This window comes from Streptomyces sp. NPDC037100 (genome assembly GCF_055606225.1).
Map to the genome: position 1 here is coordinate 719,596 of NZ_JBVJSX010000002.1, position 10,675 is coordinate 730,270.

Annotated in this window: 11 protein-coding genes; 2 read left to right on the forward strand and 9 right to left on the reverse strand. The window is 73.6% G+C overall.

Annotation, left to right across the window (positions count from 1 at the left end):
- Positions 1-201 precede the first annotated feature (201 nt).
- Positions 202-1,266, reverse strand: coding sequence for a LacI family DNA-binding transcriptional regulator (locus tag ACZ7EG_RS08360; RefSeq protein WP_471074095.1), 1,065 nt, complete (start codon positions 1,264-1,266; stop codon positions 202-204).
- Between the two features lie 132 nt (positions 1,267-1,398).
- On the opposite strand from ACZ7EG_RS08360, the gene ACZ7EG_RS08365 reads away from it, so the two are divergent.
- On the forward strand, positions 1,399-3,720 hold the full coding sequence (locus ACZ7EG_RS08365; protein WP_471074097.1) for a beta-xylosidase/alpha-l-arabinosidase: 2,322 nt from the start codon (positions 1,399-1,401) through the stop codon (positions 3,718-3,720).
- A 9-nt stretch (positions 3,721-3,729) separates the two neighbouring features.
- Here ACZ7EG_RS08365 and ACZ7EG_RS08370 read toward each other — a convergent pair whose 3' ends face one another.
- Genes ACZ7EG_RS08370 through tsaB form a run of 4 tightly spaced genes read right to left on the reverse strand, consistent with a single transcriptional unit; the run spans position 3,730 to position 6,221 of the window.
- Positions 3,730-3,987 (reverse strand): hypothetical protein, encoded by a 258-nt coding sequence (locus ACZ7EG_RS08370; RefSeq protein ID WP_471074100.1) that lies wholly within the window; start codon positions 3,985-3,987, stop codon positions 3,730-3,732.
- Positions 3,984-5,072 carry a tRNA (adenosine(37)-N6)-threonylcarbamoyltransferase complex transferase subunit TsaD gene (tsaD, locus tag ACZ7EG_RS08375; protein ID WP_361308597.1) on the reverse strand — a complete coding sequence of 363 codons (1,089 nt, stop codon included), beginning with the start codon at positions 5,070-5,072 and terminating at the stop codon, positions 3,984-3,986. Before tsaD ends, ACZ7EG_RS08370 begins: the two co-directional genes overlap by 4 nt.
- A complete protein-coding gene (gene rimI, locus ACZ7EG_RS08380) occupies positions 5,065-5,571 on the reverse strand; it encodes a ribosomal protein S18-alanine N-acetyltransferase (RefSeq protein WP_471074103.1) in 507 nt (168 codons plus the stop codon). Before rimI ends, tsaD begins: the two co-directional genes overlap by 8 nt.
- The gene (gene tsaB / locus ACZ7EG_RS08385) at positions 5,568-6,221 is read right to left on the reverse strand and encodes a tRNA (adenosine(37)-N6)-threonylcarbamoyltransferase complex dimerization subunit type 1 TsaB (protein WP_471074106.1); all 654 of its coding nucleotides are present in this window, start codon (positions 6,219-6,221) and stop codon (positions 5,568-5,570) included. Before tsaB ends, rimI begins: the two co-directional genes overlap by 4 nt.
- A 113-nt stretch (positions 6,222-6,334) precedes the next feature.
- Between tsaB and ACZ7EG_RS08390 the strand changes: the two genes are divergently transcribed.
- Complete coding sequence (locus ACZ7EG_RS08390; protein ID WP_471074108.1) at positions 6,335-6,901, forward strand: hypothetical protein; 567 nt, start codon at positions 6,335-6,337, stop codon at positions 6,899-6,901.
- A gap of 34 nt (positions 6,902-6,935) precedes the next feature.
- Here ACZ7EG_RS08390 and ACZ7EG_RS08395 read toward each other — a convergent pair whose 3' ends face one another.
- The 4 genes from ACZ7EG_RS08395 to alr all read right to left on the reverse strand — a co-directional run bounded on the left by ACZ7EG_RS08395 (position 6,936) and on the right by alr (position 10,266).
- On the reverse strand, positions 6,936-7,103 hold the full coding sequence (locus ACZ7EG_RS08395) for a hypothetical protein (RefSeq protein WP_471074111.1): 168 nt from the start codon (positions 7,101-7,103) through the stop codon (positions 6,936-6,938).
- A gap of 141 nt (positions 7,104-7,244) precedes the next feature.
- Positions 7,245-7,763: a tRNA (adenosine(37)-N6)-threonylcarbamoyltransferase complex ATPase subunit type 1 TsaE gene (tsaE, locus tag ACZ7EG_RS08400; RefSeq protein ID WP_471074113.1), complete on the reverse strand. Its 519-nt coding sequence runs from the start codon at positions 7,761-7,763 to the stop codon at positions 7,245-7,247.
- Positions 7,732-8,991 carry an alpha/beta fold hydrolase gene (locus ACZ7EG_RS08405; RefSeq protein WP_471074116.1) on the reverse strand — a complete coding sequence of 420 codons (1,260 nt, stop codon included), beginning with the start codon at positions 8,989-8,991 and terminating at the stop codon, positions 7,732-7,734. Before ACZ7EG_RS08405 ends, tsaE begins: the two co-directional genes overlap by 32 nt.
- A 108-nt stretch (positions 8,992-9,099) precedes the next feature.
- Positions 9,100-10,266 (reverse strand): alanine racemase, encoded by a 1,167-nt coding sequence (alr, locus tag ACZ7EG_RS08410; protein WP_471074119.1) that lies wholly within the window; start codon positions 10,264-10,266, stop codon positions 9,100-9,102.
- Between the last annotated feature and the right edge of the window lie 409 nt (positions 10,267-10,675).

The window sequence follows — 10,675 nt, forward strand, 5'->3', positions numbered from 1 at the left end:
GAAAGGAGCCAAAGCCGGGGGCACCCACTCCCCCCCCCCCCCCCCCCACGCCCCGCCAGTGCACCCCGGCGAAGCCGCCGTACACCGACGAACCGGCCTCTCCGAAAGTTTCGAATTTGCAGCCGATTGGCTTCGATGGAGGGCGGAAGTGTCCGGAACACCCCCCGCCGGTACGGCGCCTACGCTCCGCCGGTACTGCGCCTACCGCTGCGCCGGAGCCGCGGTACTGCTGCGCACCACCAGGCTGGTCGCCAGCTCCACTCGGGTCGCCGCCAACGCCCCTTCGTCCCGCCCGAGATCGAGGAGCAGCTTGGCCGCGGCCTCGGCCATCTCGGTCAGGGGCTGCCGTACGGTCGTCAGCGGCGGCCCGACCCAGGGCGCCACGGGCAGATCGTCGAACCCGACCACGCTCAGGTCCTCGGGGATGCGCAGCCCCAGCTCACGTGCGGCCTCGTACAGCCCGAGCGCCTGCAGGTCGTTCCCGGCGAACACCGCGGTCGGCCGGTCCGGGCGGCGCAGCAGCTCCAGGCCGAGCCGGTAGCCGGCCTCGTGGTGGAAGTCGCCGCTCGCGATCAGGGCGGGATCCACCGGCAGCCCCGCCGTCTCCAGCGCGGCGCGGTAGCCGTCGATCCGGGCCCGGCTGCACATCATCTGCGAGGGTCCGCTGATCGCGCCGATCCTGCGGTGCCCCAGCTCGACCAGATGCCGGGTGGCCGCGAGGCCGCCCTGCCAGTTGGTCGCGCCGATCGACGGCACGTCGGCGCCGGGGTCGCCGGCCGGGTCCATCACCACGAACGGGATGGACCGGCTGGTCAGCAGCGCCCGCTGCGACTCGTCGAGCCCGGACAGGACCAGGATCACGCCGTGCGGCCGGCGCGCGGCGACCTGGTCGGCCCAGGTCCGCCCGGGGGTGAGCCGCCCCGCGCTCTCGGACAGCACCACACTGAGGCCGGCGTCCCGGGCCACGTTCTCCACACCCCGGATGACCTCCATCGCCCAGGCGCTCTCCAGCTCGTGGAAGACCAGGTCGATCAAGGGCGAACGGGTCGCCTCGGCGCGGCGTCGCCGGTAGCCGTGGACGCGCAGCAAATCCTCGACGCGGGCCCGGGTGGCCGGGGCGACGTCCGCACGACCGTTGAGGACCTTCGAAACAGTCGGCGCCGACACACCGGCCTCACGGGCGATCTCGGCGAGCGTCGCGGTCTGCGCGGTGCGCCCCTGCGTCCGGTTCTGCGTCCGGCTTTCAACGGGCTCCGGGGATGTCATGGCGGCGATCGTAACCCTGCGGGCCCCCTTGACGAAGTCCTCGCACCGCCATAGGTTCCCGGAACATTCGAAGTTCAGAACGAAACATTCGTGAAACGTTCGTGAGAGGGCCGTCCCCCCGACAGGAGCTTCATGACCACCGCGCCCTGGCGTGACCCCGCGCTGCCCGCCGCCGCCCGCGTCGACGACCTGCTCTCCCGGATGACCCTGGAGGAGAAGACCGCCCAGCTGTACGGCGTGTGGGTGGGCGCCGCGACGGACGGCGACGGGGTCGCTCCGCACCAGCACGACATGACCGTCGAGACCTCGGACGAGGAATGGGACGAGCTGATCACCCACGGCCTGGGCCAGCTCACGCGCTCCTTCGGCACCGCCCCCGTCGACCCGGCGCTGGGCGCGCAGGCTCTGGCCCGCGCCCAGCGCCGTATCACCGAGGCCGGGCGCTTCGGCATCCCGGCGATCGCGCACGAGGAGTGCCTGGCCGGCTTCACCGCCTGGCAGGCCACGGCCTACCCGGTCCCGCTGGCCTGGGGCGCGACCTGGGATCCGCCGCTGGTCGAGGAGATGGCCCGGCGCATCGGCGACGACCTGCGCTCGGCCGGCGTCCATCAGGGCCTGGCGCCCGTGCTGGACGTCGTGCGCGATCCGCGCTGGGGCCGCGTGGAGGAGACGATCGGAGAGGACCCGTACCTGGTCGGCACAGTCGGCGCGGCCTATGTGCGGGGCCTGGAAGCGGCGGGGGTCGTCGCCACGCTCAAGCACTTCGCCGGGTACGCCTCCTCGGCCGGTGCCCGCAATCTCGCCCCGGTGCGGGCCGGCGTCCGCGAGTTCGCCGACGTCACCCTGCCGCCCTTCGAGATGGCCCTGCGCGAGGGCGGCGCCCGCTCGGTCATGGCCGCCTACACCGAGACGGACGGAGTCCCGGCCTCCGCGGACCCCGGGCTGCTGACCCGTCTCCTGCGCGAGGAGTGGGGCTTCACCGGCACGGTCGTCGCCGACTACTTCGGCATCGGCTTCCTCCAGACCCTGCACCGCGTCGCCGCGACCCCGGCCGGGGCGGCCCACGCGGCCCTCACCGCCGGCATCGACGTCGAACTGCCGACCGTCAAGTGCTACGGCCGGCCGCTGCTGGAGGCGGTCCGGTCGGGCGCGGTCCCCGAGGAGCTCGTGGACCGGGCGGCCCGTCGCGTCCTGCTCCAGAAGTGCGAACTTGGCCTGCTGGACGAGGACTGGACACCCGAGCCGGCCACCGCCATCAACCTCGACTCGACGGGCAACCGCATCCTCGCCCGCCGCCTGGCGGAGGAGTCGGTGGTCCTGCTCGACAACCCCGACGGCCTGCTCCCGCTGGCCCCCGACACCCGCATCGCGGTGGTCGGCCCCCGGGCGGCCGACGCCCTGGCCATGCTGGGCTGCTACTCCTTCCCGTCCCACGTCCTGCCCCACCACCCCGACGTGCCGGTCGGCATCGAGATCCCGACCGTCCTGGACGCCCTGCGCTCCGAACTCCCCGACGCCAAGGTGACGTTCGCGCAGGGCTGCGACGTGACGGACCCGGACACCGGGGGCTTCGAGGAGGCCATCGCCCGCACCGCCGAGGCGGACGTGTGCGTGGCGGTCCTCGGCGACCGGGCGGGCCTGTTCGGCCGCGGCACCTCGGGCGAGGGCTGCGACGTGACGGACCTCGGCCTGCCGGGCGCCCAGGGCGAACTGCTGGACGCGCTGGTCGCCACCGGCGTCCCCGTGGTGCTGGTGCTGCTGACCGGCCGCCCCTACGCGCTGGGCCGCTGGCACGGCCGCCTGGGCGCGGTCGTCCAGGCGTTCTTCCCGGGCGAGGAGGGCGGCCCGGCGGTCGCGGGCGTCCTGTCGGGCCGGGTCGATCCCTCCGGCCGCCTGCCCGTCAGCATCCCGCGGGTCCCGGGCGGGCAGCCCTGGACCTACCTCCAGCCGCCGCTGGGTCTCGCGGGCGAGGTCAGCAACCTCGACCCGACCCCGCTGTACGCCTTCGGCCACGGCCGCTCGTACACGGCGTTCGCTTGGGAGGACTGCTCGGCGACGGGACCGGCCGAGGTCGGCACGGACGGCTCCCACGACGTGTCGGTGACCGTCCGCAACACGGGCGAGCGCGAGGGAGCCGAGGTCGTACAGCTGTACCTGCACGACCCGGTGGCCTCGGTGACCCGCCCCGACGTCCGGCTGATCGGCTACCGGCGGGTGGAGCTGGCCCCGGGCGAGGCGGCCAGGGTCACGTTCCGCTTCCACGCGGACCTGTCGGCGTTCACCGACCGTTCGGGCCGACGGGTCGTGGAACCGGGCGCCCTGGAACTACGGCTGGCCGCCTCCAGCGCGGACGTCCGGCACACCGCGCACCTCACCCTCACGGGCCCGGTGCGGGCGCTCGGCACCGAGCGGCGGCTGCGCTGCGAGACGGAGGTGTCCCCGGTCCTCGGCTGACCGGCCCGGTCAGCCGACCGCCACCGACTCGAACCGCCAGCGATGCACCGCCCGGATGATCAACTCACCGTCCGGCTCGGGCAGTTCGGGGAGCTCGGCGTCGAAGGGCGCGTCCCACCAGGTGAGGACGAGAACCCGGTCCTGGGGCGCTCGGAAGGCCTCCCGGCGCAAAGGCTCACGGGGGAGCTCCTGGGCGCGCGCCCAGGCCAGCAAGTCCTCGCCCCGCCCCTCGGACGCCCGGGCCTCCCACATCAAGGCGACCGTCACGAGTACAGGTTCTCCTTGCTGACCTCGTGCACATGGTCGTGGTCGCCCGGGACGTGAGGCTCCGTCACCGGCAGCGAGGAGTCGGCCGACAGGTCCCAGCTCGACGCCGCCCGGCCCCGGGCGACCATCTCGGCGCCGAGGGCGGCGACCATCGCGCCGTTGTCCGTGCACAGCTTGGGCCGGGGCACGCGCAGCCGGATGCCGGCGGCCTCGCAGCGTTCCTGGGCGAGGACGCGCAGCCGGGAGTTGGCGGCCACACCGCCGCCGATCATCAGGTGGTCGACGCCCTCGTCCTTGCAGGCCCGGACGGCCTTGCGGGTCAGCACGTCGACGACCGCTTCCTGGAAGGACGCCGCCACGTCCCGCACCGGCACCTCCTCCCCCGCCGCCCGCTTGGCCTCGATCCAGCGCGCCACGGCGGTCTTCAGCCCCGAGAAGGAGAAGTCGTAGGCCGGATCGCGCGGGCCGGTCAGACCCCGGGGGAAGGTGATCGCATTCGGGTCGCCCTCCTTCGCGTACCGGTCGATGACCGGGCCGCCCGGGAAGCCGAGGTTCAGCACCCGGGCGATCTTGTCGAAGGCCTCGCCGGCCGCGTCGTCGATGGTGGCGCCCATCGGGCGGACGTCGGAGGTGATGTCCGAGGACAGCAGCAGCGAGGAGTGGCCGCCGGAGACCAGCAGGGCCATGGTCGGCTCGGGCAGCGCGCCGTGCTCCAGCTGGTCCACGCAGATGTGCGAGGCGAGGTGGTTCACGCCGTAGAGGGGCTTGCCGAGCGCGTAGGCGTAGGCCTTCGCCGCGGAGACGCCCACGAGGAGGGCACCGGCCAGGCCGGGACCGGCGGTGACGGCGATGCCGTCGAGGTCGCGGGCGGTGACGCCCGCCTCCTTCAGGGCGCGGTCGATGGTGGGGACCATCGCCTCCAGGTGGGCACGGCTCGCGACCTCCGGGACGACACCGCCGAAGCGGGCGTGCTCGTCGACGCTGGAGGCGACGGCGTCGGCCAGCAGGGTGGTGCCCCGGACGATGCCGACGCCGGTCTCGTCGCAGGAGGTCTCGATTCCCAGTACGAGGGGTTCGTCAGCCATTGATCTCGGTTCCTTGTACGGAGTTCTCGGGGGAGGTCAGGCGCATCACCAGGGCGTCCACGTTCCCGGGCTGGTAGTAGCCGCGCCGGAAACCGATGGGCTCGAAGCCGAAGCGCTCGTAGAGCTTCTGTGCGCGGACGTTGTCGACCCGGCACTCCAGCATCACCTCGGCGCACTCGAAGGTGGTGGCCGCCCGGAGCAGTTCGGCCAGCAGCCGTCCGCCGAGGCCGGTGCCCCACAGCTCGCGGGACACGGCGATGGTCTGGACGTCGGCCTGCTCACCGGTGGCGACCAGACCGGCGTAGCCGACGATCCGGGAGCCGGACTCGGCGACCACGTACCGCCGGTTGGCCTCGGGCCCGCGCGCGTGGGCGAGCTCGGACCAGAACATGCCCCGGGACCAGGCGTCCTCGGGGAACAGGTTCCGTTCCAGTTCCAGCACGGGGTCGATGTCCCACCAGCGCATCTCGCGCAGCGTGCACGTCACGGGTTCGGTCACTTGGGGGTGACCACCTTGTAGTTCTTGGGGACCTGGGCGTCGGGGCGGCGCAGGTACAGCGGCCGGGGCGCGGGGAGTTCCTCGCCGGCCGCCAGCTTCTCTGCGGCCAGCCGGGCGAGGGCGGCGGCGGAGACGTGCTCCGGCTCGTGCGCCTTGGGGAAGGTCTCCGGGTACAGCAGCGCACCGGCACCGACCGCGGGCAGCCCCGCGACCTGCTCGGCGATGTCGGCGGGCCGGTCCACGGCCGGGTCGGTCACCCGGGTGCGGGAGTCGGCGTAGCGGGCCCAGTACACCTCCTTGCGGCGGGCGTCGGTGGCGACGACGAACGGGCCCTCGAGGTCGGCGGTGTAGGCGAGGCCGTCCAGCGTGCACACGCCGTGCACGGGGACGCCGAGCGCGAGCCCGAAGGTGTCGGCGGTCATCAGGCCGACGCGCAGCCCGGTGTACGGTCCAGGACCGATCCCGGCGACGACCCCGGTGACGGCGTCGAGCCGCAGACCGGCCTCGGCGAGCACCCGGTCGATCGCCGGCAGCAGCAGTTCCCCGTGCCGCCGCGCGTCCACCTGACTGGACGAGGCGATGACATCGCGTCCGTCGTGCAGCGCGACGGTGACAGCGGGCGTGGCGGTATCCAGAGCGAGCAAGAGCACGCAAACAGCCTACGGCTCCGCGGGGCCCGGCACGGTCGCGCCTGTCGGGTCGTCACCTGCTGCTACCGTCACCTACCGTCACGACAGGGATGTACGACGTGAGGTGGACGCCGGTGGCAGCTAGCAGCTCGGGAATCGTGGCCGGGCTCACCGCCGCGGCCCTCGCGACGGTCGGCTGGCTCGCCCACCAGGCCGCCGAGACCGTCCCGGCCGGTCTGGGCAGGGCGGCCGGGGCGGGTGTCGCCCCGGCGGCCGGTACGTCGAAGGCGCCCCGGGTCAAGAAGGATCCCACCGCACTGCCCGGCGACTCCGGCAAGGGCGCCCGGGTCGTGTACTCACTGCGCGGCGACCGGGTGTGGCTGGTCGCCGCGGACGAGGCGATCAGCCGTACGTTCGAGGTCGACCCGAGCGCGGTGGACCCGGCTCCGGGCAGCTACTCGGTGACGTCCCGCTCCAACTCGGTCACCGGCTCCGACGGCGTCCCGGTCGAGCACGTGGTGCGCTTCGCCAGTGTGGACGGCGTGGTCATCGGCTTCAGCGCGGCCGTGAACGAGTCGGCCACCCCGGCCCCCGCCCCCGATCCGAAGGTCCGCACGGGCGGTATCCGCCAGTCCCGCGCGGACGGCGACGCGATGTGGACGTTCGCGACGATCGGCCGCACCGTCGTGGTGGTCCGCTAGGGCCGGTCGTCCGGAGCGGGACCGGAGACGGGCTCTATGCCGCCTCGCGATGCGCGGGGGCCCGATCGGCGAGCTCCGGCTCGGGAGCGCGCGGGGGCGTGGAGATCAAGGCCGCCGCCTCGCCGGCCGCCAGCAGGTCGCGCATGGACACCCCGGCGACCGCGAACCACTGCGGCTGCCCCTTGCTCTCTGTAGCCGACATGGACGCCTCCCGAAGGGCGGGCAACGTAGTTAGGTACACCTAACCACTGACTGGATACCATGTGACCACGCACAAGACGCCGGATGCAACATCTTGCCGACGTCTTGTCGGAACGTCCATCGAATGCCCGCACACCGGAACTCAGGCGGCGAGCACGCTCAGGTCCGCCGTGGCCCAGCGTTCCCCCACACCGGTGACCGTCATCTGCCGGACCTCGTCGGTCGTGTCGCCCACAGCACGGTGGATCACGACCTGGAGCCGGTCCTCGGTCAGCTCCTCGACCTTGCCCTCACCCCATTCCACGACGACCACGGACTCGGGCAGCGACACGTCGAGGTCGAGGTCCTCCATCTCGTCGAGACCGCCGGAGAGCCGGTAGGCGTCGACGTGGACCAGCGGCGGCCCGTCGCCCAGCGAGGGGTGCACCCGGGCGATCACGAACGTCGGCGAGGTGACGGCCCCGCGCACGCCGAGCCCCTCGCCCAGCCCACGGGTCAGCGTCGTCTTGCCCGCGCCGAGCTCCCCGCTGAGCATCACCAGGTCACCCGCGCGCAGCAGTTTCGCGAGCCGGCGGCCCAGCTCCCGCATCTGCTCGGGGGACGTGACGACGATCTGGACGGAACCGGGCTCAGCCGGGCTGTGCGGTGCTGGTGCTTCCATAGCCCTTCACGGTAGCCCCTGCGGGCACGGCACCCGTGCGGGTGAGCAGGTCGGCGAGGCGGTCGGTGACCACTTCCGGGTGTTCCAGCATCACCAGGTGCCCCGCGTCCGGCACCAGCACCAGCTCGGCGTCCGGCAGCAGATCGGCGATGGCCTCGCTGTGCTCACTCGGCGTGACCAGGTCCTGCACCCCGGCCAGCACGAGGACCGGCCGGTCGGCGAAGTGGGCGAGCGCCTCGGTCTTGTCGTGGTCGTTGAACGCCGGGTAGTACTCGGCGACCACGTCGATCGGTGTGCTCTCGATCATCCGCTCGGCGAACCGGGCGACGGCCGGGTCGACGTCCCGGGACGCGAAGGAGTACCTCTTGATGATCCCGGCGAACAGGTCCGCGGTCGCCCGGCGCCCCTTCTCCACCAGCTCGGCCCGCTGCCCTAGCGCCTTCAGCACCCCGGGCAGCACCCGCCGCACCACGTTGACCCCGGCGACGGGCAGGCCGTAGTTGACCTCGCCGAGCCGCCCCGACGACGTGCCCACGAAGGCGACCCCGACGACCCGCTCGCGGATCAGCTCCGGGTACTGGTCGGCCAGCGCCATCACCGTCATGCCGCCCATGGAGTGCCCGACGAGCACCAGCGGCCCCTCGGGTGCCGCCGCGTCTATGACGGCCTTCAGGTCCCGGCCCAGCTGCTCGATGGTGATCGGCTCGTCGTCCCGTGTCTGGGCCACGCCCCGCGCGGACCGGCCGTGGCTGCGCTGGTCCCAGTGCACGGTCCGTACGACGCCCCGCAGGGCCGCCCGCTGGAAGTGCCAGGAGTCCTGGCTGAGGCAGTAGCCGTGGCTGAACACGACGGTGACGGGAGCGGGTGACTTGCGGCCGAACAGCCGGCGGCGGCGCGGGCCGATGGCGGCGGGGGCGGCCTCCTCGTCGAGGTCGTCGACCTCGTAGTACAGCTCCGTGCCGTCGTCGGCGAACGCCTTGCCGGGCATGCCCCGCAGGGAGCCGTACGGTCCCGCCGAGTCCAGTGCGAGCCGGGCTTTCTGGCGCATGCCGCGGCCGACCGTCATCCGCTCCAGGGCGACACCGGCGGCCGCGCCCGCGGCCACCACGCCTATCGCCACGCCGGCGATACCGGTCGCCCGGCGCCAGCCTCCCGCCGCCCCCGCGGCGGAGGCCGCGACGGCCGCGGAGGCGACGTCCGCGACGACCTCCGCGCTGCTCTCGCTCACGTACCGCTCCTCTTCGCCGGGCTGCCGATCGGGTGACTCGCCGGGTCGGTGATGCCGATGTTGCCCTTGTGACTGCCGTTTCTCGCGTGACCCGGTTCTCTGTGCGAGTTACCCGTCCCGTTCCTCATTCACATAGACGCGAGGAACACGCGTTCCGATCCGGGTCACGATTTCGTAGGCGATGGTTCCGGCCGCCTGGGCCCAGTCCTCCGCGGTGGGCTCACCGCGGTCCCCGGGCCCGAAGAGGACCGCCCGGGTCCCGGCCGCGGGTTCGTCGCCCCCCAGGTCCACCACGAACTGGTCCATGGCGACCCGCCCGGCGATCGTGCGCCACTTGCCCTCGACCAGCACCGGGCCGGCCGAGGAGGCGTGTCGCGGGATGCCGTCCGCGTAGCCCAGCGGCACCAGGCCGAGGGTGGTCGCGCCGGGGGTCACGTACCGGTGGCCGTAGCTGACGCCGTGCCCGCCCGGTACGTGCTTGACCAGGGCCAGCGAGGCGGACAGCGTCATCACCGGGCGCAGCCCGAAGTCGGCGGGGGTGCCGAGTTCGGGGCTGGGCGAGATGCCGTAGGTGGCGATGCCGGTGCGGACCAGGTCGAAGTGGCTCTCGGGGAGCGTGAGGGTGGCCGGGGAGTTGGCGATGTGCCGGACCTCGGGCCGTACGCCCCGCCCCTCGGCGTGGGCGACCATGTCCCGGAACACGGCGAGCTGGGCGGCGATGGAGGGGTGCCCGGGCTCGTCGGCGCAGGCGAAGTGCGACCACAGCCCCGTGACGCGCAGCAGCCCCTCGGCCTCGGCCCGCAGCGCCGCGTCGACGAGCGCGGCCCAGTCGTCCCCGGGCTGGCACCCGTTGCGTCCGAGGCCGGTGTCGGCCTTCAGCTGCACCCGAGCGGGCCGGCCGGCTCCCCTGGCCGCCTCGACGACCTCGGCCAGGGCCCACATCCCGCTGACCGACACGTCCAGCTCGGCGTCGATCGCCTCCCGCCACGGTCCTCCGGGCGTCCACAGCCAGCACATGATGCGGCCCGGCAGCCCGGCGGCCCGCAGGGCGAGGGCCTCCTCGGGCGTGGCCGTGCCCAGCCAGCTCGCCCCGGCGGCGAGCGCCGCGCGGGCGCACGGCACGGCCCCGTGACCGTATGCCTCGGACTTCACCACGGCCATCACGGCCGCGCCCGGCGCATGGGCGCGCAGGGCCCGCACATTGGCCCGCAGGGCCGCCAGGTCGATCTCGGCGCGCGCCCGCAGGGGTGCGGTCGGGGCTGTTCTCTCGCTCATCGCGCCCAGTGTCTCAGAGGGCTCCGACGGCGGGTCGGCTACGTACCCCTGTGCGTCGCCCGCGGGGAGACCGCCGCGGCATCGGGCCGGCGGCGGTGTGCGGCGATCCGTACCGGGACCACGGCCCGGGCGGGTCGACCGGCGTCGGCCCGTGGTTCCCCTGCCGCCATCGGAGTGGTTTCCCCATGTGCTCGGGCCTTCACCCCAGCACATTCCGCCAAGCCTCCGGAACCGCCTCGGCCACATCGTGCGCCCCCACCGGCGCCCCGCCCGCCGCCAGCCGCCCGGCCAGCCCGTGCAGACACCGCCGGCCATCACCCCAGCACATTCCGCCAAGCCTCCGGAACCGCCTCGGCCACATCGTGCGCCCCCACCGGCGCCCCGCCCGCCGCCAGCCGCCCGGCCAGCC

Excerpts from the sequence above, each read along its gene's own strand:
- ACZ7EG_RS08360 (WP_471074095.1), bottom strand. The coding sequence starts at position 1,266 with ATGACATCCCCGGAGCCCGTTGAAAGCCGGACGCAGAACCGGACGCAG.
- ACZ7EG_RS08365 (WP_471074097.1), top strand. The coding sequence starts at position 1,399 with ATGACCACCGCGCCCTGGCGTGACCCCGCGCTGCCCGCCGCCGCCCGC.
- tsaD (WP_361308597.1), bottom strand. The coding sequence starts at position 5,072 with ATGGCTGACGAACCCCTCGTACTGGGAATCGAGACCTCCTGCGACGAG.
- ACZ7EG_RS08395 (WP_471074111.1), bottom strand. The coding sequence starts at position 7,103 with ATGTCGGCTACAGAGAGCAAGGGGCAGCCGCAGTGGTTCGCGGTCGCC.
- tsaE (WP_471074113.1), bottom strand. The coding sequence starts at position 7,763 with ATGGAAGCACCAGCACCGCACAGCCCGGCTGAGCCCGGTTCCGTCCAG.
- alr (WP_471074119.1), bottom strand. The coding sequence starts at position 10,266 with ATGAGCGAGAGAACAGCCCCGACCGCACCCCTGCGGGCGCGCGCCGAG.